Below are 23551 nucleotides of genomic sequence, written 5' to 3'. Positions count from 1 at the left end.
AAACGAACAGCGGGTGGATAGAAAATCCACCCGCTTTTGTTTGGATAACTTTCTTTTTTCTTTATCTTTGTCCCATCACACTTGTCAATCTGTTGTTTTACATGAAGAAAATATTACTATTCTTAATTTTCCTGTTGCCAATAATAGGGAATGCTCAAAACTACAGGCATCTCACCACTGCCGACGGATTGAGTGATAGAAAAGTATATGCCATCAAAAAAGATCATATTGGCTACATGTGGTTCCTAACCCATGACGGGATAAACCGCTACAACGGAACCGAGTTCAAGCACTACAACCTTATTCACAATAATGAAGCACTTAATTCACTGCAAGACTTGAATTGGTTGCATCTCGACAAATCTGGTACACTATGGGAAACAGGTAAGAGAGGGAGAGTTTTTAAATACGAAGCCTTGGTCGACTCGTTTAAACTGGTTTACGAAATACCTAAAGAAGACTTTGCGAACAACCCGGTGCCTATTACCTATAGCTTCATCGACAGCAATAACTTTATGTGGCTGTGTAGCGATTCCATCATTTACCAATATCATATTGACCAAAAAAAGGCACAACGATTTCCCAATATTTTCGGAACCATTACGTGTATAGAAGAGAGATTTCAAAATGAATACATCATTGGTACTACCAAAGGTATTCTACATGTGAAACTAAACAATAATAGCTTCAACATTATTTCGCACGATAAATATGATTATCGCAACATTTCCGAGATAAAGGAAATTTACTATGACCCTAATGGAGATAAAATTATATTTGGCACCTACTCTAAAGGGGTGTTTGTATATGATTTCCAGAAAGACCTCCTCTCACCGATAAATATAGATATAAAGGAGCTAAACATCACACGCATAATCCTCTATAAACCAGACGAAGTTTTGATAGCCACCGATGGGTTTGGTGTCTTAAAATTGAATCTGAAAGATTACTCCACCACACGCTTCATCACTGCCGATTATAATAAAGACAAATCAGTGAGCAATGTGATTAAAGATATTTTCGTTGATGACGCGGGAAAGATATGGATTGTGAACTTTCCTGCCGGGATTACAATATGGGACGAACGATACTCAGTCCCTGTATGGTACAAACACTCCATTGGCAACAATAGCTCACTTGTAAACGATTGTGTTAACGCAGTGCTAGAAGACCATGAAGGTGATATTTGGTTTGCTACTAACAACGGAATCAGCCTCTATGAAAGTAAAACCGGGAAATGGAAAATCCTGCTTAGTTCATTTAGTGAAAGCACAAGTAACAAACAAAGTAAATCTTACTTCTCGTTATGCGAAGTTGCTCCAGGATATATCTATGCCGGAGGATACAACGCTGAGATACAATTGATAAACAAGAAAAGCTTCACGGCAAAGTTACTAAAAATAGACTCTGAGCAGGGTGTTATCGTCAAGTCGGGGAATCACATTTCGAGCATCCTCAAAGGCACACAAGGGAATATATGGATAGGAGATTACAAAGGTTTACAAAGAACGCGCTTTGGAGAAACCAGTGCTATTTCTTATAAAGGATTGGACGAAATAACCGTTATTGAAGAAAAAGATGCCGACAACTTATGGATAGGAACAGGAAAGGGACTATATAGTCTGAACAAGCGCACAAACGAATACACCAAAATGAACACCCCGGTGGAGTCGGCTTATATTTATGATCTTTGCCAAGCAAAAGAAAAGCTATACATAGGTACCAACGGTTCGGGGTTATTTGTCTACGACATCGCAAGCAACAGCTATAAACATTATCACAAAGATAACTGTGCCCTGATATCCGACAATATCTATACCATACTTGCCGATGATGTCGGTGATATTATCTTAGCCACAGGTTCGGGATTAACTCGTTTTTATACCCGCGAAAATTTCTTTCACAACTGGACAAAAGAACAGGGGCTAACTAGCGAAGGGTTTAATGTTAGTTCTGGTGTATTCAAAGATAAAAAAACATTTATCATAGGGAGCAACAGTGGAGCCATAGAATTATCCAAAGACCTACGACTGCCTACAGACTACAGCTCAAAAATGATATTTACCGACTTTACTCTTTTCTATCAACCTAAGTACCCAGGGCAGAAAGGTTCACCACTTAAGAAAGACATCAATATAACCGAAACCTTAAAATTAAAACACAACGAAAATGCTTTCTCTTTCAAGGTATCGTCTATTAATTTTGACAACCCTTCCAACATTCTATACACATGGAAACTAAAAGGATACTTTGATGAGTGGGTAACTCCTACCCGATATAATATCATCCGGTTTACCAATTTGAATCCGGGTAAATATGTATTGAGTGTACGTGCCGTTACCAAAGAAACCGGTGCGGTTGAGGAGGAACGAACGATGAACATACACGTCACGCCGCCCATAACCCGAACACCGCTTGCGTATTTCCTATATATACTAACGATACTGGGCATCATTGTCTTTATTATGCGTATGCTCTACCATAAGAAGCAACTGTCCATGCAAGATGATAAGTTACAGTTCTTTATTAATACCGCGCACGACATTCGTACGCCATTAACATTAGTAAAGGCACCACTGGATGAACTTGCCAGCAAAGAACAGCTTAGCGAAGAAGGCCAAATCAATGTAAAAACGGCCATGCGAAATATCAATGTACTATTACGCATGTCCAACAATCTCATTAATTACGAAAAAACGAATTTCTACTCCTCCGAGCTGAATATTGCCGAGTACGAGCTAAACTCATTCGTAAAAGATATCACGAGATCCTTCGAACTATACGCTGAGAGTAAATCCATCATTTTTACTTACGAAAGCAATTTCGACAATCTAAACGTGTGGTTTGATAAAGAAAAAATGACCTCTATCTTAACCAACATTGTATCCAATGCGATGAAATATACGCTGGAAGGAGGTACAGTCCTTGTGTATGTACAAGAAAAACAAAACAGTTGGACTGTTGGTGTGAAAGATACAGGTATTGGCATACCTGCCAAAGAGAAGAAAAAGATGTTTGAAGAGCATTTCAGAGGAAGCAATGCCATAAATTACAAGATTAGCGGAAGCGGTATAGGCATGATGCTTACACATAAATTCGTCAAAGCACATAATGGGAAGATTGTTTTGGAAAGTGAAGAGAATAAAGGAACCAACATCAATTTCACTTTCGAAAAAGGCTACAAACACCTGAAGAATGTGCATATGATAAAACCCAGTGCTGAAAACGAGGAGAAATCCGAGAACATTGAAATTCACATTCCCGAAGGAAATTCCGAAACAACTGCTACTACCAACGGCTACCGCTTGCTCATTGTAGAAGATAATGACGAACTACGCAATTACCTGAGACAAATTTTGCAGGTTGAACACCTTATCCAAGTATGCGAAAACGGGAAAGAAGCCATGCTCATTGTAAAGGAATATATGCCCGATTTGATTATTTCGGATATCATGATGCCCGAAATGCGTGGAGATGAGCTTTGCTCAATACTCAAACACGACATCGACACATCGCACATCCCCATCATTTTACTTACCGCGTTAAGCGACGAACGAAACAAACTGAAAGGTATTCAAACAGGTGCCGATGCCTATATTGGCAAGCCATTTAATGTAGACATACTCAAAGCTACCGTCAACAACATGCTTCACAATCGTGCCATCTTGCAAAAGAAGTATGCAAATCTGGAGCTACATGAAGATAGCGAAGATGACTGCCTCAACTGCAACACAAGCATAGATTGGAAATTTATTTCCAACATAAAGGAGCATGTAGAGAAACACATGGAAGAGCCACACTTCAACGTAGATACTCTCTGTGCATTGATGAACATGAGCCGCACTAGTTTCTACAACAAAGTAAAAGCACTTACAGACACATCTCCAAGCGACTATGTACGCCTCATCAAACTAAAGAAAGCCGCCGAGCTATTGAAAGAAGGCGAACATACGGTTACCGAAGTGGCCGAAATGACTGGTTTTAACGATGCTAAGTATTTCCGCGAAGTGTTCAAAAAGCATTTTGATGTAAGTCCAAGTAAATACCGTGGCTAATGATGAGCATCTACCTGCAGCTATTCGGAATCTTTGCTAAGATTGGCGCGTTTACCATTGGAGGAGGTTATGCTATGATTCCTCTAATAGAAAGTGAGATTGTAATCAAACGAAAATGGATAAGCCCTGAGGATTTTCTAGACCTACTTGCCATTTCGCAAGCTGCTCCCGGAGTATTCGCTGTTAACATAGCCATCTTTATCGGATATAAACTGCGTGGAGTACGCGGAAGTCTTGCCACTAGTTTGGGATGCATCATGCCTTCTTTCGTGATTATTCTTGCTATTGCTATGTTTTTTGTCAATTTCAAAGACAACCCGATAGTAGAACGAATATTCAAAGGCATCCGTCCGGCTACGGTCGCACTGATAGCTGCGCCAACATTTTCTATGGCTAAGTCTGCCACAATAAACAAATATACCATTTGGATACCAGTTATATCGGCACTGCTCATTTGGTTGCTTGGGTTCTCTCCTATTTATATCATTCTGGTTGCCGGAACAAGTGGTTTTTTATGGGGAAAGTACAAACGAACGATTAATAAAAAGGAATCATGATTTACCTGCAACTATTCTACACCTTTTTCAAAATAGGTTTGTTTGGCTTTGGCGGCGGATACGCCATGCTCTCGTTGATACAGGCAGAGGTGGTAACGCGCTACAAATGGTTATCTGCACAAGAGTTTACAGACATTGTGGCAATAAGCCAAGTTACGCCCGGTCCTATCGGCATCAACTCCGCTACATACGTAGGCTACACAGCTACCGGAAGCGCTTGGGGTTCTGTAATCGCCACGTTTGCTGTTATTCTTCCTTCATTCATCCTCATGCTCACCATCAGTCGCTTCTTTCTGAGATATCAGAAACACCCCGTGGTAACATCTATCTTCGATGGATTGCGTCCTGCCATTGTTGGGCTACTTGCCGCTGCCGCATTGGTACTAATGGACAAAGAGAACTTTGGTTCGCCAAGCGACAATCTTTATGAGTTCATCCTCAGTGTTTTAATTTTTGTAGTTGCGTTCGTAGGTACACGCAAGTTCAAAGTCAATCCCATTCTGATGATTTTAGGCTGCGGACTGTTGGGATTTTTAGCCTTTTAGTGAAGAAATGTTCCCTTGCGATATCACTCGCTTGTCAAGCTCTTTATAATTAATTCCCGCAATGCATCTTCCGGTAATATTACATTGAATTTATCCCAGAAGCTTGGATCATAGGCATGGTTTGTTTCCGAAAAGATACCACGTGGAGAGATACGTTCGTTACGTGGAAAGCTTTCTACCTGCTCATTATCTATTTGGCAGGTTACCATCTCAAACCAAATCTTTGTGGATGAGCCAAACAACTGACGCTTGTGTCGCACCTTGAATTCCAAATCGCCTCGCACACGGTTGATATAGTATAGACCATTATCCATTGCACGATAAGAAATATGGTAAGCTGCTTTTTTCAATGTTAACCTGTAGTGTCTGCTCAAGCGATTGACGTACCATCCGATTGCCTTCTCAACATACATCGGGTGTACCTCGAAGCGACATTCTAACAATGCGGCATTTTCCATGTCTATGTACATTTCGCCCTTATAAAAAGGTTCGCGAATCTCCTTTTTTTGTTCAAAAGTTATCACATTAACCAACCTGTTATCAACCACATCAATATCGGCATGAGTGTATAAGTATGGATTCGGCCGATTATGCACTTCCAGAAAATCGGGGATATTCTTTACCACATCAAGCAACAAGGAAGAGTAAATACCCGACTTTATTTTCGTAAAAATGGTATCGTTCACTTGCCAATCTCTGATTTGGCGCATTTTAATGAGTTTGGCTTGATCAGGTGAATCGCTCTGTAAACCGGTCTTATAGATTTTCAGCACTGCTTCGGCAAGATCCAGATTCCGGTTCTTACGCTCTACCCCCTCGCGATAAAACACGGTGAGGAGAGTAGGTTTGGTGGCATAGTTTGCTGTACGGGCAAGAAGCATAGCATCTATCTCTTTTTGAGGATCGACAGGACGAACAATAACCTCCTGCAATGGAATAACCCGTGGTTCCAGATAGATATACAAAGGAGTATCGGATAGTGAATCGACACGAAGCTCCTTGTTTTCATAGCCTATATGAGAGAATTTAATGGAGCTATGCCGCATAGAACCGGGTAACGTCATTTTAAACACACCATTACCATTGGTCACAGTGCCGGTGGTAGTGTTCGTAAGACTTACAGTGGCAAAAGTAACTGCTTCGCGAGAGTGAGCATCAAGTACAATACCATAAATAGTAAGATAAAAAACATCCTCCTGCTGTTGTGGAATGCCGGACGAAGTATTTTCATCTGATGATAAGGTAAGTGCTATATGGCTTCCCAGCAACTCCATCCTCAGATTGTTTCTTCCGGTTATGAGTTGTATCAACGAGCGTAGTGTATACTTTCCTTTACGAATGGAGACTATCTCATCATTGTTTACTACCTCGCTATCATAAACAAACAAATAACCCGTTTGCTCCGATAGAGCACACAACAGACTGTAACGAGTATCGGTAGTCGACTCCATCTTTACTTCCGTATTTGGCCATTCATTGTTGCTCAAAGCAATAGTAGATGTGGTAAGCAACAAAGTAAAGCAAACCATACGAATCATAAAATGGAATAACTTACCCATATGCCTAAAACATTATTGTGCAGAAGAAATATAAATAACGTTTTCTACCTGCCTATACTCCAAAGTCAATGCTTTACAAATAAGCATTGCCATCGTTTCGGGAGAATTGTGATGGAAAGTTACAGTAATATGTCTTTTGGCAAGTTCAGAAGGTATAACTATTTCTACTTTATCAGTGTTTTCATTGATAAAACGTACCACATCGCCCAATGCCTGATCCTTAAAATGAATATATTCCATGTAAGCATGAAACTGTGCATAGTCATCAGTAGGCAAAGTATAGAGTCTATCGGGACGAAGCAGTGCCGTTTGCCCAGCAGTTACATATACACTTTCGCCACTTTTCCTTGAAGTCACACGTACCTCACCCTGCTTTACGGAAAGCGAAAAATCATCTCTGTTTTTTATGTTGAATACCGTACCGAGCACCTCAACCATAGCATATGGAGTTTCTATCACAAAAGGTTGTTGTTTGTTCTCGCTAATCTCGAAAAAGGCATCTCCCTTCAACGTAACGGTGCGCTTTTCGGTACCAAAATGTGATGGGTATTCAATAGTTGCCTGGTCGCTAAGATATACTATGGAACCATCTTGAAGCGTAGTTACAAGCGTAGGCGCTCCTGCTTGATTATAAAGTACTATTACATCCTCTCGTACTGTTTCGCCGGGAAGCAACAGAAACACAAAGGTAGCGCACGTCAGCGCCACTACTGCTGCTACCGCTGCCACCCACCGCAAGGTTGAGAGGGGTAGAGCAGTACGCCTCTTTGGTGTCACGGATAGCAAACCTTCTGTTTCGAGGCGGTTATGTAGTGCTCCCCACGCCACATCCGTATTCTTTTCTATTTGTTCTTTCAAATTCATCATATAACTACAATTTCTCTATTTCTACCCGCAGAGCTTTATAAGTCTTGGTCATTTCGGCTTCTACCGTCTTTACCGAGATAGATAATTTTTCTGCTATTTCTTTGTACTTCAAACCTTGGTAGCGATGCATAGCAAATATTTGTCGACGACGTTCGGGCATTCGTTCCAGGGTTTGGTTAATAATTATTTCCAGTTCTTTATACTCTAATTGTTCTTGCGGAGTACTATTTTGCGATTTCTCACTAAACGCTATCACCTTTTCTTTGTGCTGTTCGCGCACCATGTTGTATTCGTGATAGCGTAACGACTGGTTACGAACCGAAGTATACAAATAGCTCTTCAATGACTGGAAGATTCGAAGCTCTTCCCTGTCGCGCCACAGTTTGAAAAACAGTTCCTGAATGATTTCTTCTGACACCTCTCTCCTACCCGTTATGCTATAAGCGTACATCATGAGCGGAGTATAATAAAAGCGGAAGAGTTGTTCAAAAGCTTTGACATCTCCCTCTTTTATCCGTTTGATGAGTAACGCATCCCGCATGGTGTCAGTGTGTGTGCTATTTGTATTTTTTCATCAATTTACTTACTGCCGATTCCAACAATTCGGTAGGTGCAATAATATTATATCCTTCCCAGAAATCTTCATCATAGAAACTATTTACACGGTCGGAGAGTATACTTCTGAACTTAAACGCATCCCGATAATGAATAGGTTTCACCTCCTTCAAGGTTTTGTCCGTCACCACCATTTCGGAAAGTACCGTATAAGTGGTGGAAAAGAGGCGTCTGGACCAATCGCACTTAAATCGTATCTCGTTGCGAATATAGTTGAGGTAGGTTACCCCATCCTCTTGCCGGTAAGTTACCAGGTAGGTTAATTCTTCGGGCTTAAATCGCAGGTTATGAGGCTTTCTTCGCAATATCATGTTTGTTATTTTATTACGATCCTTCATATTATAATTGAATTCGGCCTGCGTAAACGTAAGGGTTTGCTCATCGATGTAGAGTTTGCCATAAAACAGAGGATAGGGCTGTACTAGATTCGGTTCAAAACTCACCACATAGTTAGAGCGGTCGTTCAGCATTACCGAACCGTTCATTCTAAACTTATAATCGCGAAAGCTCTGCTCATCAAGGAAAATTTCTTTATTCTTCACAACATCCATAAAGATGGCGTAGTTGGGTCCACCTTGAAGTTTCACTAATAATGTATCTCCGCGTTTGGGACTTACCAATTGCCTGCCTTTATACACCTGTACTTTATCATGGGTTACATCTTCTGTATAAGCTGTTTTATAGATGTTTATCACCGCTTCGGTTACGTTGATGTAGCTACGTCTTTTCTGAATAGTTTCGCGATAAAAGCCCATTAATAAGTGAGGCTTGTTGGGATTGTTCACAGCTACCTTTTCCAGTGCTTGCCGTACCAATAACGCAGGATCCATAGCACGTATCACAACCTCGGGTAGCGAACTAACATTAGGTGTAAGCAGCACGGTGACGCCTTCAACATCTTTTCCCACCAGCGGAATAATTTCACTGAGATAGCCCAAGTAAGAAACTTCCAACGAACGTGCATGGATACTATCGGTTACTTTGATGGTAAAGAAACCTTCGGCATTCGTTACTGTACCGATACTTGTGCCAGGTACAGAGATATTTACCGCTTCGAGTATTTTTTTTGTTTGTTTATCCTTTACCACTCCGCTTACGGAGATGTAACGATCGTCTTTTCTCGCTTCTGCGGGGATAGTGCCAAGCAACAGCATACAAGTAAGCACATATCCAACTACTTTTGTAACAGTTGTTTTCATAACGTATAGGGTATTAGTATTTATCTTTCGTAATGATGTTATACTAATAAGATCGGCGAGGAAAAGAAAACCCTACGAAGAAGCGAATGTTTTTTGTTAATAACCAATTTTCACATCTATACTACTAATAAAAAGAAACTGTTTTTGAATTTTATTCTGAGATAATTCAAAAACAGTTTCTTATGCTTTGGTTATTTCTTCATAAACTTAGTCGTATTCACTCCACTCTCTGTATGTAACCGCACAACGTACAGTCCGGCAGGGAATTCTGCCACAGAAATGGTGTGAGTTGCGCCAATTTCTATCCTATCTACCGACTGCTTAACAACAGTGCCCGAAAGAGTAATAATGTCGAGTTGGAGTATTGCTTCATCGCCTGCTTTTACCTGTAAATCATTACCTGTCAAGTAGAGCTTGAAAGTTTCTTCTTGTTGATTGAGAGCAATGCCGGTAAGATCGGATACTGTAAAAGCAAAAGATTTATTTGTATCATAAGGAATAAAGTTCCCCCAATCTCCATTCAAAGAGTAACGTACTTGCAAGAAATAATTATCTGCGGTAGCAAGTGCCGGCAGTGTTAAGGTTATTTCTTTTGTTTCACCGCTTTCTATAAACAAAGGAGAAGTTCTCATTGATAATGAATAACCACCCGCATATGGAAATACGGGAACAGCAATAGTACCGTCATAAAGAGCTCCCGAATTATTGATAGATAAGTTTACTTGAAAATCTTCTCCCATTTTTATCGGTGTAGAGTTGAAAGAGATATTCTTTGTCAACGTAAGGACAGGAGTTCCTGTTGGTGTTGCTTGAAGCGTAAAAGTAAAACCCGAAGAGAGTGTAGTCCAAGTACCTGTAGCCGTTTGTAGAGCTGGTAGTATAGTATATGTATTACCCGCGACTAGCCCTGTAGCAGCAATTGTTCCGGAGAAATTCAGTTCTTTTTCTTCGCCTGGTTCAAGAAAAGCAATTTCCGATGAGATTAATGCCGAGGAAGAGGCACCCGTAAGCAAAACACCAATCATAGGCATACATTCTTCGCCATCATTCTTTACTTTCAGCTTAAAATTCCCTGTTCTATTTAGATATAAATTAGCACTTGTTTTTTCAAAACTCAAGCAAGATAGCTTTGCAGAGACATCAGGGTTGCTAAAATTGATAGTACTTGCATTTACAAATACACTAATGTAATTAGCCACACCATAAGGTGCTCTAACTTGTTGCCACTCTGTTTCGCGAGCATCTTTAGACATTATAAGGAGTTGGTAGGTGCCTTCTTCTACAGTTGTTGGGATAGAGAGATTAGATGCGGTTCCTTCGAATCCTGTATACGTTTCGTAGTTGTTTCTCGTGATTTCCCCAAGATTTGTATGTAGTTTCCCATCTTTGTATAATGCTAATGCTGTTGTACCGGAGAAATAAGCACCCAAATTGAATACTCCTTGAATTGTAAGATTAAAAGTTCCATTTCTTGCAATACTTGTTACATTTACACTGTATGGTTCTTGAATACCTAAGTGAGATACATATTTGCTATTTGCATTGGGCTTTTGAATACCTATAATCATACCTTGAGACATATTATAACCACCTCCAGATCCACCACCGGTTCCTTGTCCATCCGGGTTCAATGCGGTAAGCAAGAAATAGCCATTATTATATCCTCCCCACCCCCAATTTAGATGGAAGAAATTGTTGGCATCATATCCATCTACAACAAATGCGTGCCCAACAGACGGACTTCTACCATTGTAATAAATAGGTCTATTTTCTGCCAGTTCGGTTTTTGCCAACGCTATCCACTCTGCGTTTTTGTAATATGTCCGTGAGTATTTCTGGATATTTTCATCATATTTAAAATGATTAATCAGTGCAGGAGGCACGTCAGAATCATACGCACCACTTCCACCTGAGGCAGCTGTGTTGTAACCCATTTTAACAGCAACACCACAACTATACATCAACTCGGCCACATATTCGGCACTTTCAGGAGTATATGTACTGGTATATGTGGGTAACATTTTATCCCACTGAAATGTGGTTGCACTAAAAGCCTTTGTTATTTCATATGACGTTCCAGCAATGGTATATGTATAGTTCTTTACGCCTTTTCCTTTTTCCGGCCATTTGTGATACATCATAATCTGCGCCATAGCAGTTGCCACACAACCTGTTACGAGTCTTTCGCCATTGTGTGTCGGACAAGCATTATTGTAAGGAGCTGTTTGATCCCAAGCAATATCTCCCAGAAGCGGTGCTACTGTAGCAGGGAAGTTATCTTCTGCTCTTGTTTCGGCAACCAGCAGTGTATTTTGTTCATCGCAGGTAGCAAGTGATTCAAATTCTTCGGCATAAAAAAGTAACCAACCGCGAAGATTATCCGGAAGATTCTCTGTTACAAACGTTCCTGTGTCCGAATAGCCTAGAACTGGTTGCATTCTATCATCTCCCGAGACTATCAGAAATCCTGCATTCTCGGCTGTAAAGACGTAAAATGCTTCATTGCTCACAGTGCGTGTGTTTGGCAATAAAGCACTTGATGGAATTTCTGTCAATGCAGCTACCGTTCGAGTAGTTGTTTTACCTTGAAAATATTGAGTCACAATGGCGTGAACCTCTTGTTTTGTACGTGGCAAAGACCAACCAGGAAGAAAAAAGCACAGCGAAAAAATAGAAAGGAGAAGTAAATGTTTCTTCATAAACGGTAGTTGTTAAATGTATGATTAGGACAAATTTAGAGTTTATTTTGTCATTTACAAAGGAAACAGGCAAAACTTGTTTGCCACTCTATCTACTTTTCGTATCTTCGCGCACTATTTTATTAACCCGTGAATATTAATCACCGTGTGCTTGAATACCACGTAAAAAACAAGAATTATGAAGAATAAAGTATCTGTACCTTTCATGCTTTTGGGCATTCTCTTTAATGTATGCCTTATCACAGCCAATCTTTTAGAGACTAAAATCATTCAGGTTTTCGGTATTTCCATTACTGCCGGACTCATGGTATTTCCTATTTCGTACATCATTAACGACTGCATCGCCGAGGTGTGGGGGTTCAAAAAAGCACGTCTTATTATTTGGAGTGGCTTCGCTATGAACTTCTTTGTAGTTGGCGTGGCACAAATAGCTGTTGCTATCCCTGCTGCCCCTTTTTGGGAAGGCGAAGAAAGTTTTAACTTCGTTTTTGGCATGGCACCACGTATTGTTTTCGCCAGCTTGTCGGCTTTCCTCGCAGGTTCTTTTCTTAATGCGTATGTAATGAGCAAGATGAAACTTGCCAGCAAAGGAAAAAACTTCTCGGCAAGAGCCATTTGGTCGACTGTTGTGGGCGAAACTGCCGATTCATTAATTTTCTTCCCTTTGGCTTTTGGAGGAATTATTGCATTCAAAGAACTTATGATTATGATGGGGGTACAAATTATCCTGAAGTCTCTTTACGAAGTTATAATACTCCCTGTTACCATCTGCGTAGTTAAAGCTATAAAAAAGATAGAAGGAACAGATGTGTATGATGAAGACATTTCCTACAACATCCTGAATATAAAAGATTTGTAGGTATGAAAAACAACGAAGCAGTAGTTCTATTCAGCGGCGGGCAAGACTCCACGACCTGCCTTTATTGGGCAAAGGAGCATTTCCGGAAAGTGTATGCACTTAGTTTCTTATATGGGCAAAAACATGAGCTGGAGGTTAACATAGCAAAAGAGATTGCCACTAAAGCCAATGTGGAATTTCATGTAATAGATGCGGAACTGATAGGAAAATTAGGGAGCAATTCGCTTACAAATAGTTCATTACCCATGGACAACGAACAGCCTCGCAATTCTTTCCCAAACACATTTGTTCCGGGCCGCAACTTATTTTTTCTGAGTATCGCCGCCGTATTTGCTCGTGAGAGAGATGTATTTAACTTAGTTACAGGTGTTTCGCAAGCTGACTATAGTGGCTACCCAGATTGCCGCGAGGCTTTTATAACTTCTCTGAATGAAACATTGAACCTCGCCATGGACGAGCAGTTCTACATTCACACCCCTTTGATGCATCTCGACAAAGCACAAACATGGCAACTTTCCGACCAATTAGGAGTTTTTGATATTGTTTTGAACCACACCCTCACCTGCTATAATGGTATACCCGGAAGTGGATGCGGTCATTGCCCTGCTTGCAAACTTAGGTCGCGCGGATTAAACGAATACCTCACTCAAAAAACGAATAACAATGGATAAATTGACAGAACAACTTTCTCTACTTGGTGGAAAAACAGAATACAAACAAGATTATGCACCCGAAGTTCTCGAAGCTTTTGATAACAAGCACCCTGAAAACGACTATTGGGTACGTTTCAACTGTCCGGAGTTTACTAGTTTATGTCCTATTACAGGTCAGCCCGACTTTGCCGAAATCCGTATCAGCTATCTTCCCGATATTAAAATGGTAGAGAGTAAGAGCCTGAAACTATATTTGTTTAGCTTCCGCAATCATGGTGCATTTCACGAAGATTGCGTTAACATCATCATGAAAGACCTCATCAAACTCATGAACCCCAAATATATAGAGGTTACAGGATTATTCACTCCACGTGGCGGAATTTCTATTTACCCTTACGCCAATTACGGACGAAAAGAAACGAAGTACGAAACAATGGCAGAACAACGATTACTTAGCCATCAATAAACGATCGCAGCATCTCAATCTCCGCTTTCCATTTGCTTTCATCGGGTGTTTCCAATACGATAGGTATATTATCAAAGCGAGGGTCGTTCATCAGTCGTTTAAAGAAATCGAGCGGCAGAAAACCTTCACCCAGATTGGCATGACGGTCTACTTTAGTACCCAATTCTTTTTTAGTATCGTTGAGGTGGATAGCACGAAGATACTTGAAACCTACTTGCTGCTCAAAATCATTGAATACAGCATCGTAACTATCTTTTAGGTCATACCCTGCCGTAAAAGTGTGGCATGTATCCAAACAAATGCCTACCCTATTCTTATCTTCTACACGATCAATAATATACATCAGTTGCCAGAACTCATTACCTAAGTTACTACCTTGTCCTGCTGTATTTTCTATCACAGCCGTCACCCCTTTTGTACGATTAAGCACATAGTTGATACTCTCGGCTACACGAGTCAGAGAATCTTCTATACTGATTTTATTCAAGTGACTACCGGGATGAAAATTCAATAATTTCAAACCCAATTGTTCACAGCGTTGCATTTCGTCGAGGAAAGCAGCGCGGCTTTTAGCAAGCCCTTCTTCTTCGGGATGTCCAAGATTTATGAGGTAGCTATCGTGCGGCAAAATATATTCGGGTAGGAGTCCATACTTGGCACAATTGGCTTTGAAAAGTTCAATACTTTCGGTCGTCAAAGGCTTACTTACCCACTGACGTTGGTTCTTTGTAAATAAAGCAAAAGCATTCGCTCCTATTTCATGAGCATTAAGGGGGGCGTTCTCTACGCCACCAGAGGCAGATACATGGGCTCCTAAAAATTTCATATCGGTATTATTTAAGCATATTATTTGACGTGTAAACTTAATCAAAAGAAGGGAGTTATCAACGAAAAACACAATAAATAACAAAAAGAGAGCATGTATGGTTTAAATTAAACTTCATTTTTCCGCAAAAAGAAGCTCATTTTGACAGAGAATGAGGTCTGTTTTCAACCAAAATGGAATCTCCTTTCGGTTAGTAAATAAAAAACCGGGAATCGTGTTCTTTTTCACAATTCCCGGTCCTATCTTATTTTATAAGAATTCTATTTCGTCAAATCTTTTATCTCATTCAGGTTTTTATCAACATCGGCATCGGTCAATGTATAATTTACCAAATCGCCCGACAGATACTTATCATAGGAAACCATATCCAACAATCCATGCCCAGAAAGGTTGAACAAGATAACTTTTTCCTCACCTGTTTCTTTGCATTTAAGCGCCTCCTTGATGGTTGCCGCAATAGCATGAGATGATTCAGGTGCAGGTATAATACCTTCAGAACGTGCAAACAACAAACCGGCATCAAACGAATCCAGTTGCTTAATATCAACCGCCTCTATATAACCATCTTTCAACAATTGAGAAACAATAACACCGGCACCATGATAACGAAGTCCGCCCGCGTGAATGTTTGCCGGAGCGAAGTTGTGCCCCAGCGTATACATTGGTAATAAGGGGGTATATCCTGCTTCATCACCAAAGTCGTATTGAAATTTACCACGCGTTAATTTAGGGCACGACGCCGGTTCGGCTGCTATATATCGAGTTTTCTTTCCATCAAGAATGGTATGGCGCATGAATGGGAAGCTGATTCCTGCAAAGTTTGACCCTCCGCCAAAGCAGCTAACAATAATATCGGGGTATTCTCCCGCCATTTCCATTTGTTTCTCAGCTTCAAGTCCGATAATTGTCTGATGTAGAGCTACATGACTGAGTACTGATCCAAGTGTATATTTACAGTTTGGCGTATTTCTGGCCAATTCAATAGCTTCGGAAATTGCCGTACCCAATGAGCCTTGGTAGTTGGGGTTTGCCGTAAGAATATCCTTTCCGGCACGAGTAGACATGGATGGAGAGGGAGTTACTTGCGCACCAAATGTTTGCATGATGCTCCGACGATATGGCTTCTGTTCATAGCTTATTTTTACCTGATAAACAGCAGCTTCAATACCAAAAACCTTCGCAGCATAAGAAAGTGCTGCTCCCCACTGCCCGGCTCCTGTTTCTGTAGTAACATTGGTAACACCCTCTTTTTTACAATAATAAGCCTGTGCAAGTGCAGAGTTAAGTTTGTGCGAACCGATTGGACTTACACTTTCGTTCTTAAAATAAATATGAGCAGGAGTTCCCAAAGCCTCTTCGAGTCCATAAGCGCGAACAAGTGGTGTACTGCGATAGTTCTTGTACATTTCGCGTACCTCTTCGGGTATTTCAATCCACGTATTTGTTTGATCTAATTCCTGACGACTTAACTCTTCTGAGAAAATTGGAAATAAATCTTCCGGTTTAAGTGGTTGCTTTGTTCCCGGATGCAACGGTGGCAGGGGCTTATTTTTCATATCCGCCTGAATATTATACCAGTAGCGTGGTATTTCGTTTTCGGGCAGAATAAATTTCTTAATACGTTCGCTCATAATTATATGTGTTTTGTAATTTGAGCGCAAAGTTAAAAACTATATCTCAAAAAGAAAGGCAAAACAACAAATGTTTTGCCTTTTTGATAGCATAAAAGTTATTTTAGTGCTAAAATATTAAATCAGAATTAATAACTTATACGAAAACCTGCTTGCAAGTTGAAGTTAAACGGATTTTCCTTACGACTGGTATCGTAGTCGCTACCATCATCAAAGAAATAAGAAACACCCGGTTCCATATACAGTCCAAGATGCTTGGATATATTGTATTGCGCCCCTACACCACCATTTAGTGAGAACTGAAGTGGTTTTATTGTTGCATCATTACCGGCAGATTTACCATATACACACTTCTCTATAATTCCACCCGCCATAGCATACAGCGTAAAGTGCTTAGAATCCAAGAAACTCCAATTTGCACGTAATGGGATACCAATATAATGAAACTCTTGCTTTAATTTGCCACCATTCTCTCCATAAATTTTCGCTTCCGAGCTTAAGAAAGTATAGGTAAGCCCACTCTCGAGAGAGATTCGATTAGTCAATGATTTACGCACCGACAAACCAAATGAAATGGGTTGTTTATGGTTCCAACTCTCAACGGCATCATTCTGGGCAGCATAATAAGGAACACCATTATCAAAATGGACAACCCCATTAGACGGAAGACTAACCAAGCCTGATGATGAAATAAAATCCACCTTATTAATTCCATCTGGATAAAAGAAGTTCACATCGTTAGAGCTAAGATTACTACCCAATGTACCCGTTGACGCACCAACAGACCAACCTTTGTTTTTCTTAGATGTTGCTTTAGCAATAGGCAGGTGGAGCTTATCCTTACTCGACGGACGCACTTGTACCCGTTCTTCTTTCACTGTCTCCTGCTGTTGCGTATCAGCGGATTCATGATTGACTACTACCTCAAGAACATCATTGTTTTCAATTTGGTTTTCTATCTCAACACATTCTTCTGTTATTACAGTTTTTGTGACTGGGTGCTTTGCTCTCACCACTGCTACCACTTCATTCTTTGTTGTTATCAGTTGTTCGGGTTCTTTTGCCTCGGGTATAGCGTCGGGAGTTACCACTGCCATTGCTGTAGAAATCTGTTGCATTTCCTCAGCAGCCGGTGTATTGAGAAAATATAAACTAATACCCGAGATAGCCAAAATAGCTATTGCTGCCGCCGAAGCCCATATTCGCTGAAAGTATATTCGCTTCTCAACAATGACCGAAGATCGCAAGTCTGCCTCCAATGCTTCCCAAGTTTCTTTGGGCGGCTCTTCGGAGTACTCTTTGAGCGACTTCTTCATTGTTTTCAACCACAATTCATCATCCTGCTGTTTCATATATTATTCTTTGTATATTCTTTAATCCTTTTTGCTAATGTAGCTTTTGCTCTGTGTAACTGCGATGACGACGATTTCTCATTAATGTCAAGCAGCGTTGCAATCTCTTTATGAGATTTCTCTTCAAACATATATAAATTAAACACTGTTCGATAACCTTCGGGAAGTTCACTGATAAACCGCATCAACACGTGCTGTGGTATAAGCTCTACTTCCGATTCTGTTGGGTCTTCATACCCCTCTCCTATATTCTCTATCTCGGTAGCTATACTTAACACATCGTTCTTTCGCAAAAACTGCAACGCCTCATTTACCATCACACGTTCCAACCAAGCCCTCAAAGAACCATCTCCACGCCATGTAAACTTATCGAACGAATGGAATATTTTCAAGAAACCATCGTGCAGAAGATCTTTTGCCACCTCTCTATCCTTCGCATAGCGAAGACAGATGCCGAACAATCGCCCGGAATACTGCTCATAGAGTTCTTTGCGGGCTCGATTGTTGCCTTGCCTACAAAGTTCCGATAGCTCAAATTCTTCCATTCTTTTATTCAACACATGTTTATTCCTTAAATACATTCATCGCAAAAATACTGCACCAGAAGAACAAAAAAGAACCGTATATGTTTTTTAACACAAACAAACGCAGTAATCCTTAATACATTACATTTATGAAGCAGAGTGATCTTAAGAAATAAGTAAAACCTGTTAAACATATTAATATGATGAAACAAATAAAAAACCTATCCCTATTTATTGCCATATTGTTATCAGCCGCAATGTTCTCGGCATGCGATGAAGACTTTCTAAAATCAGACGAACCCACTGGATTAGCTATCGGATATATAGAGCTAATTGACGATGGTTATTTCTTCCAATTAGATAATGGTAAGAAGATGTACCCCGGCGATGTTTCTTTAATGCCCAATTACAAACCCGAAGAAGGTAAACGTGTTATTGTCTACTTTCAATCTCTGAGTCAGAAAATTGCCGGATATGATTACAACATTAAAGTAATACACATTGAAAGTATTCTAACCAAAGAAATTATTAGTCTTACTGCCGATAATGTAGAAGAAATTGGCGAAGACCGTGTTAATATCACCGGTCTGTGGATAGCCAACGGATGTCTTACAATAGAGTTCCAGATGGAAGGAACAAGAAACCCCGCGAAGAAACATTTCATTAACTTAGTAAAGAATGAGCTGGAAGAACCGGAGCAACAGAAAGAAGGTTATCTCTCATTAGAACTTCGCCACAATGCATACGATGATCCGGCACATGAAATCCTTAACGGTTTGGTTTCGTTTACCCTGCCAGAGAGTGGCGAGTTGCCCCAGAATGGTTTTATCATAAAGGCAGAGAGTATTTATGAAGGTGCCAAATACTATAAAGTAGAGTTACCCGAAAGTAGTTTAGATGCTATTTCGCTAAGGCACTATATGCCAGAGATTGTTCAGGTAAGATAATTTGAGAACTGTAAGAGAAAAAAGAAAGGAGTTAAAGCGTATCCGCTTTAACTCCTTTCCTTTATATATAGCATTAACTACTTCGTTTGAATAGCTTTCCAAACTACACCGCTCAACAATGCGCCTACAAATGGAGCAACGATGAACAACCAAAGTTGAGAAAGAGCTTGTCCACCTTGGAAAATAGCCGGACCGATACTACGTGCAGGATTTACAGAAGTTCCTGTAATAGGAATCAACACGATGTGTACCAATACCAACGACAAACCAATAGCCAAACCAGCAGTTGTTGCGTTTCCTTGCTTAGAATCAGTAACACCAAGTACTACCAACACAAAAGCAAATGTACCTACCACTTCGGCCAAGAAAGCTGTTGTAACAGACACCGAATCACTAAAGCCATTGGCACCTGTAGTCGTAGCGTAATCTCCTGCATAACCAGATACGAGCAGATACAAAATAGACGACCCTATGATTGCTCCAATTACCTGAAACAACATGTACATACCGGCATCTTTACCACTGATACGTCCGGTTATCAAGCAACCCAACGTAATGGCAGGATTAATGTGGCATCCCGAAACTCCTCCAATAGCATGCGCCATTGCCACTACCGATAGACCGAAAGCAAAAGCCACTGTTAATACTTGCGCAGTAGTGCCTACACCACCATTAAAAACCGCGCTACCACATCCGAACAACACTAATACCATTGTTCCGATCATTTCTGCAAAATACTTTTTCATAAATAATGCAATTAAGTTAAAAAATACAGATTCAAACCAATGTCTGTACCGCATCCAACACCAACATGCGTTCGGGTACAGATTCTTTAATATTCTCTTTTACTATTTTCAATATACTCTGACGGATAAAATCTATACGAGTAACCAACACGATAGGACGTGTGGGACGTGGAATAGCAAATGATTTCACCAACTCCTTTTGTTCTTTGCATAGCTGAGACAATGCCAGTTCAGGAATAAAGGTCATTCCGTTGCCACTTTCTACCATACGCATAAAGGTTTCCATGCTACCCAGCTGATACACGACGTGCGTATTCTTGACAGAGTCCAACTGGCAGAAACGCACTAACTGATCGCGGAAACAATGTCCTTCATCCAACAACCATAAACGCGACGGATTAACATCCGAGGTACGAATAAATTCATTCTTGAACAACGGTTCATTGCGCGACACATAGCCCATGAACTCTTCATAAAACAACACATCACCTTGTAACTTGGCATCTTCGGGCATACTGGCTATGATAGCCGCGTCTATCTCATCATTCTTCAATCCCTCAAACACTTCGTGCGTTTTGCGTTCGCTTACCCGCAGATCTAAATCGGGACATTTTTTTCGCAATTGTGGAAAGAAACGGGGTATCAGATAAGGTGCAATAGTAGGTAACACTGCCAGACGAAACTTTCCGGTTATCACGTGCTTCTCTTCCTGTATAACCTCGCGCATATGCAACGTCTGATTAATAATGCTACGTGCTTGGTGCAATATTTTTTCGCCTATATTGGTCGGAATTACCGGTTGCACATGACGGTCGAATATCTTCACATTGAGTTCATCTTCCAGTTTCTGAATCATAGCGCTCAACGTGGGTTGCGTAACGCCACAATGTTCGGCCGCTTTAGCAAAGTGCCGGAATTTATCTACTGCCAATATATACTCTAATTGCTGTAGTGTCATCTTATGCTTCTATATCATCTTTTCATTCATGCCAAACCTTTCTTCCGGGCTATGTTCGCCATAAGGTTCCGCATGAACGGTTATATCATATATATTTTCTATTGAGTTTCGTATCTCCTTTTCCACAAGCTCGGCTCTGGCATGTGCCTCATTCAGTGTTATATTACCATCCATTTCCACATCCAATACAATGACATACATCCCGCCTACTAAGCGCGAACGCACTCTGTGCGGATTGTCAACGCCTTCCACCCTGCGTACCGATTCGAATATCTTATCATAGATACCTTCGTCCTTTACTCCATCCATCAGTTCCACATTAGATTCCATAAAAATAGAAATGGATGTTTTCAATATAAACAAACTTATAATAAGACTGGCTACGGAGTCTAAGATTGGCAGCTCAAGTACAAAAGTAAAGAAAAGCCCTAACAAAACGCCTACAGAGATAAGAACATCGTTTTGCATGTTCTTTGCATTAGCAATCAATAGAGAACTGCCTATTCGCGCACCTTGTCTATGCTGATAAAGACTGAGAAGCAGTTTTCCTACAATAGAAATTACCGTAACATAAATAGCAAGCGTACTTGGGAGTTCCTTGGCTTCCGCGTCGAACAAACTCTGCACTGAAGTAACCAACATTTGCACACCTGCATAGAAAATAACCAGAGAAAGTACTTTGGTAGCAATACCTTCTGCCTTTTCATAGCCATACACGTATTTAGGGCTGGGAGGTTTGTTCATGATCTTCGCAGTGAAAATCATCACAATAGAGATGACTACATCGGTTGCCGAATCAATACCATCGCCAACAACAGCCAAGCTCCCTGCCAACAAACCGATTACTATTTTTGCTATTGACAAAAATGCGTTACCTATCGTACTTACCCACGACGTTTTTATCAATATCCTGTCTCGCTTTTCTTTCTCGGACATTTTACTATGTTTCAATTTGGAGAACAAATATACAAAAGAAACTCACAAAGAGAAACAAATAACAAGAATAGCGAATATACAGAACCGGATAAAACGAGAAAGAATAAACAATTAGCCGCATGAGTTGTTAAATATAAATCAACCAAAAACCTTTTTTATGGAAGAAATTAATATTTCAAGAATCGAGAAGATGCTGGAGACTCTTCTTGAGAGCGCCGAACACTTGGGCATTGCTATTATTAAAGCTATCATTATTTTTGTTATCGGGCAATTAATAATTAAGCTCATCAACAAATTCGTTAAACGTCTTCTTTCCAAAAAGAACATCGACCCCTCTGTGCGCACATTTACCGCCAACCTGGTTAATATTACCTTAATTATACTATTAATCATCTCCATTGTGGGTGCGTTGGGCATTCAAACTACTTCATTTGCTGCTTTGCTGGCATCTGTTGGTGTGGCGTTGGGTATGGCATTGAGCGGAAACCTCTCTAATTTTGCAGGCGGACTGATTATTTTGTTGTTCAAACCCTTCCGTGTGGGCGACTTCATCGATGCACAATCTGCGAGTGGTACCGTAACCGAAATTCAGATTTTCCATACTATCCTCAACACATCCGACAATATTCGCGTTTATATTCCCAACGGTGCGTTAAGTAGTGGCGTTGTGAAGAACTTTAATATTGACAAGCGCCGCGCCGAATGGATTATAGGCATTGAGTATGGCGAAGATTTCGACAGAGCCAAAGCGGTAGTAGAGAAAATATTAAGAGAAGATAGCCGTGTCCTTATAGACCCTGCCCCATTCATTGCACTCAACGCACTGGATAGCAGCAGCGTAAACCTGATTATCCGTGCATGGGCAAACAATGCCGATTATTGGAACGTCTACTTTGATATGAACAAAGCCATTTACGATGCTTTCAATAAGGAGAATATTAACTTCCCATTCCCGCAGATGACTATCCATCAAGCTTAATGAGAATAGGTCTTCACATTCACAAAACGCTGTAACTTAATAACAGTAAGCGGGTTGTGTGTGAAGACCTATTCTTTTTGATTTCACAGGGTGTTCACAAGTAATTTTCTTTAATTGTTACCATATCATTCGTCTCCTTTGAGGATGACGAACAGGCTGCAGCAGCAATTATCATACTTAAGAGAGTGAGGCAGTAAAAGAAATATTTCATAATAGATAGAGATAATAATTATACTTTGTTCTATAACACCATGCAAATATAACAAGACCTACACAAGCAACAAGAACCGACAGCCACTTTCAGAATCACTCAATAAAACAGTCTCTTTGTGTATTCCACACTGCATTTCTATTTGTTTCAAATAGTACTTTTCACTTCTTCACAGCTGTGAAGAGATATCGTCACAATTGTGAAGAGATATCATCACATATGTGAAGAGATATCATCACAACTGTGAAGAAGTAATTATGATAGTAATAATGACTTATACTGAAAGTGGTTGTCAGTTTTTACTGCTTGTTACTAAAAAGGTTGTCGCAATATATCTTTTCATTCTAAAAAGGTTGTCATTCATATC

General features: G+C 40.3%; 20 protein-coding genes. 8 read left to right on the top strand and 12 right to left on the bottom strand.

The features are described from left to right. Positions 1-101: 101 nt before the first annotated feature. From D0T50_RS01755 to D0T50_RS01745, 3 genes are read left to right on the top strand one after another with little or no spacing between them, the layout of a single operon-like run. Positions 102-4055: a response regulator gene (locus D0T50_RS01755; RefSeq protein ID WP_163221364.1), complete on the top strand. Its 3954-nt coding sequence runs from the start codon at positions 102-104 to the stop codon at positions 4053-4055. Between the two features lie 2 nt (positions 4056-4057). Next, on the top strand, positions 4058-4612 hold the full coding sequence (locus tag D0T50_RS01750; RefSeq protein WP_163222181.1) for a chromate transporter: 555 nt from the start codon (positions 4058-4060) through the stop codon (positions 4610-4612). Further along, positions 4609-5157, top strand: coding sequence for a chromate transporter (locus tag D0T50_RS01745; protein WP_163221362.1), 549 nt, complete (start codon positions 4609-4611; stop codon positions 5155-5157). The genes D0T50_RS01750 and D0T50_RS01745 overlap by 4 nt, the downstream gene beginning before the upstream one ends. Positions 5158-5180: 23 nt before the next feature. On the opposite strand, the gene D0T50_RS01740 is transcribed toward D0T50_RS01745, so the two are convergent. The 5 genes from D0T50_RS01740 to D0T50_RS01720 form a co-directional block, all read right to left on the bottom strand. Further along, on the bottom strand, positions 5181-6716 hold the full coding sequence (locus D0T50_RS01740) for a carboxypeptidase-like regulatory domain-containing protein (protein WP_163221361.1): 1536 nt from the start codon (positions 6714-6716) through the stop codon (positions 5181-5183). A gap of 12 nt (positions 6717-6728) precedes the next feature. Then, a complete protein-coding gene (locus D0T50_RS01735; RefSeq protein ID WP_163221359.1) occupies positions 6729-7583 on the bottom strand; it encodes a FecR family protein in 855 nt (284 codons plus the stop codon). A 4-nt stretch (positions 7584-7587) separates the two neighbouring features. After that, positions 7588-8124 (bottom strand): RNA polymerase sigma-70 factor, encoded by a 537-nt coding sequence (locus D0T50_RS01730; RefSeq protein ID WP_163221357.1) that lies wholly within the window; start codon positions 8122-8124, stop codon positions 7588-7590. 16 nt (positions 8125-8140) lie between these two features. Beyond that, on the bottom strand, positions 8141-9397 hold the full coding sequence (locus D0T50_RS01725) for a carboxypeptidase-like regulatory domain-containing protein (RefSeq protein ID WP_163221355.1): 1257 nt from the start codon (positions 9395-9397) through the stop codon (positions 8141-8143). A gap of 191 nt (positions 9398-9588) precedes the next feature. Next, positions 9589-12096, bottom strand: coding sequence for a thiol protease/hemagglutinin PrtT (locus tag D0T50_RS01720; RefSeq protein WP_163221353.1), 2508 nt, complete (start codon positions 12094-12096; stop codon positions 9589-9591). A 178-nt stretch (positions 12097-12274) separates the two neighbouring features. Here D0T50_RS01720 and D0T50_RS01715 point away from each other — a divergent pair, with 178 nt between their 5' ends. Genes D0T50_RS01715 through queF form a run of 3 tightly spaced genes read left to right on the top strand, consistent with a single transcriptional unit; the run spans position 12275 to position 14074 of the window. Continuing rightward, a complete protein-coding gene (locus tag D0T50_RS01715) occupies positions 12275-12955 on the top strand; it encodes a queuosine precursor transporter (RefSeq protein WP_163221351.1) in 681 nt (226 codons plus the stop codon). A gap of 2 nt (positions 12956-12957) precedes the next feature. Then, the gene (queC, locus tag D0T50_RS01710; protein WP_163221349.1) at positions 12958-13626 is read left to right on the top strand and encodes a 7-cyano-7-deazaguanine synthase QueC; all 669 of its coding nucleotides are present in this window, start codon (positions 12958-12960) and stop codon (positions 13624-13626) included. Next, positions 13619-14074: a preQ(1) synthase gene (gene queF, locus D0T50_RS01705; RefSeq protein WP_163221347.1), complete on the top strand. Its 456-nt coding sequence runs from the start codon at positions 13619-13621 to the stop codon at positions 14072-14074. The genes queC and queF overlap by 8 nt, the downstream gene beginning before the upstream one ends. Here the strand turns inward: queF and nfo are convergent. The 4 genes from nfo to D0T50_RS01685 form a co-directional block, all read right to left on the bottom strand. Further along, entirely contained in the window at positions 14061-14900 is an 840-nt protein-coding gene (gene nfo / locus D0T50_RS01700; RefSeq protein WP_163221345.1) for a deoxyribonuclease IV, read from the bottom strand. The genes queF and nfo overlap by 14 nt on opposite strands. A 260-nt stretch (positions 14901-15160) precedes the next feature. Beyond that, positions 15161-16531 carry a TrpB-like pyridoxal phosphate-dependent enzyme gene (locus tag D0T50_RS01695; RefSeq protein ID WP_163221343.1) on the bottom strand — a complete coding sequence of 457 codons (1371 nt, stop codon included), beginning with the start codon at positions 16529-16531 and terminating at the stop codon, positions 15161-15163. Positions 16532-16659: 128 nt separating this feature from the next. After that, positions 16660-17883 (bottom strand): porin family protein, encoded by a 1224-nt coding sequence (locus D0T50_RS01690; protein ID WP_163221341.1) that lies wholly within the window; start codon positions 17881-17883, stop codon positions 16660-16662. After that, positions 17880-18428: an RNA polymerase sigma factor gene (locus D0T50_RS01685; RefSeq protein WP_163221339.1), complete on the bottom strand. Its 549-nt coding sequence runs from the start codon at positions 18426-18428 to the stop codon at positions 17880-17882. Before D0T50_RS01685 ends, D0T50_RS01690 begins: the two co-directional genes overlap by 4 nt. A 179-nt stretch (positions 18429-18607) precedes the next feature. Here D0T50_RS01685 and D0T50_RS01680 point away from each other — a divergent pair, with 179 nt between their 5' ends. Then, entirely contained in the window at positions 18608-19354 is a 747-nt protein-coding gene (locus D0T50_RS01680) for a NigD-like protein (protein WP_163221337.1), read from the top strand. 77 nt (positions 19355-19431) lie between these two features. Here the strand turns inward: D0T50_RS01680 and D0T50_RS01675 are convergent, their stop codons facing one another. Genes D0T50_RS01675 through D0T50_RS01665 form a run of 3 tightly spaced genes read right to left on the bottom strand, consistent with a single transcriptional unit; the run spans position 19432 to position 21994 of the window. Next, complete coding sequence (locus tag D0T50_RS01675; protein WP_163221335.1) at positions 19432-20100, bottom strand: MIP family channel protein; 669 nt, start codon at positions 20098-20100, stop codon at positions 19432-19434. 31 nt (positions 20101-20131) lie between these two features. Next, the gene (locus D0T50_RS01670; protein WP_163221333.1) at positions 20132-21058 is read right to left on the bottom strand and encodes a hydrogen peroxide-inducible genes activator; all 927 of its coding nucleotides are present in this window, start codon (positions 21056-21058) and stop codon (positions 20132-20134) included. A 9-nt stretch (positions 21059-21067) separates the two neighbouring features. Next, complete coding sequence (locus D0T50_RS01665; RefSeq protein ID WP_163221331.1) at positions 21068-21994, bottom strand: cation diffusion facilitator family transporter; 927 nt, start codon at positions 21992-21994, stop codon at positions 21068-21070. 157 nt (positions 21995-22151) lie between these two features. Here D0T50_RS01665 and D0T50_RS01660 point away from each other — a divergent pair, with 157 nt between their 5' ends. Next, positions 22152-22973, top strand: a complete 822-nt coding sequence (locus D0T50_RS01660) for a mechanosensitive ion channel domain-containing protein (RefSeq protein ID WP_163221329.1) — start codon at positions 22152-22154, stop codon at positions 22971-22973. Positions 22974-23551: the final 578 nt, after the last annotated feature.

This window comes from Bacteroides sp. 214, from assembly GCF_010501015.1.
In the GTDB taxonomy this organism is placed as follows: domain Bacteria; phylum Bacteroidota; class Bacteroidia; order Bacteroidales; family Bacteroidaceae; genus Bacteroides.
Note: the sequence above shows the minus strand (reverse complement) of the source record. Positions and strands in the feature narration are given on the sequence as shown.

What these genes read in the sequence shown, in the direction of transcription:
- D0T50_RS01750 (WP_163222181.1), top strand. Translation starts at nt 4,058, where the DNA reads ATGAGCATCTACCTGCAGCTATTCGGAATCTTTGCTAAGATTGGCGCG.
- D0T50_RS01725 (WP_163221355.1), bottom strand. Translation starts at nt 9,397, where the DNA reads ATGAAAACAACTGTTACAAAAGTAGTTGGATATGTGCTTACTTGTATG.
- D0T50_RS01720 (WP_163221353.1), bottom strand. Translation starts at nt 12,096, where the DNA reads ATGAAGAAACATTTACTTCTCCTTTCTATTTTTTCGCTGTGCTTTTTT.
- D0T50_RS01675 (WP_163221335.1), bottom strand. Translation starts at nt 20,100, where the DNA reads ATGAAAAAGTATTTTGCAGAAATGATCGGAACAATGGTATTAGTGTTG.
- D0T50_RS01670 (WP_163221333.1), bottom strand. Translation starts at nt 21,058, where the DNA reads ATGACACTACAGCAATTAGAGTATATATTGGCAGTAGATAAATTCCGG.
- queC (WP_163221349.1), top strand. Translation starts at nt 12,958, where the DNA reads ATGAAAAACAACGAAGCAGTAGTTCTATTCAGCGGCGGGCAAGACTCC.
- D0T50_RS01695 (WP_163221343.1), bottom strand. Translation starts at nt 16,531, where the DNA reads ATGAGCGAACGTATTAAGAAATTTATTCTGCCCGAAAACGAAATACCA.
- D0T50_RS01740 (WP_163221361.1), bottom strand. Translation starts at nt 6,716, where the DNA reads ATGGGTAAGTTATTCCATTTTATGATTCGTATGGTTTGCTTTACTTTG.
- D0T50_RS01745 (WP_163221362.1), top strand. Translation starts at nt 4,609, where the DNA reads ATGATTTACCTGCAACTATTCTACACCTTTTTCAAAATAGGTTTGTTT.
- D0T50_RS01665 (WP_163221331.1), bottom strand. Translation starts at nt 21,994, where the DNA reads ATGTCCGAGAAAGAAAAGCGAGACAGGATATTGATAAAAACGTCGTGG.
- D0T50_RS01730 (WP_163221357.1), bottom strand. Translation starts at nt 8,124, where the DNA reads ATGCGGGATGCGTTACTCATCAAACGGATAAAAGAGGGAGATGTCAAA.
- D0T50_RS01690 (WP_163221341.1), bottom strand. Translation starts at nt 17,883, where the DNA reads ATGAAACAGCAGGATGATGAATTGTGGTTGAAAACAATGAAGAAGTCG.
- nfo (WP_163221345.1), bottom strand. Translation starts at nt 14,900, where the DNA reads ATGAAATTTTTAGGAGCCCATGTATCTGCCTCTGGTGGCGTAGAGAAC.
- D0T50_RS01735 (WP_163221359.1), bottom strand. Translation starts at nt 7,583, where the DNA reads ATGATGAATTTGAAAGAACAAATAGAAAAGAATACGGATGTGGCGTGG.
- D0T50_RS01715 (WP_163221351.1), top strand. Translation starts at nt 12,275, where the DNA reads ATGAAGAATAAAGTATCTGTACCTTTCATGCTTTTGGGCATTCTCTTT.
- D0T50_RS01755 (WP_163221364.1), top strand. Translation starts at nt 102, where the DNA reads ATGAAGAAAATATTACTATTCTTAATTTTCCTGTTGCCAATAATAGGG.
- D0T50_RS01680 (WP_163221337.1), top strand. Translation starts at nt 18,608, where the DNA reads ATGATGAAACAAATAAAAAACCTATCCCTATTTATTGCCATATTGTTA.
- D0T50_RS01685 (WP_163221339.1), bottom strand. Translation starts at nt 18,428, where the DNA reads ATGGAAGAATTTGAGCTATCGGAACTTTGTAGGCAAGGCAACAATCGA.
- D0T50_RS01660 (WP_163221329.1), top strand. Translation starts at nt 22,152, where the DNA reads ATGGAAGAAATTAATATTTCAAGAATCGAGAAGATGCTGGAGACTCTT.
- queF (WP_163221347.1), top strand. Translation starts at nt 13,619, where the DNA reads ATGGATAAATTGACAGAACAACTTTCTCTACTTGGTGGAAAAACAGAA.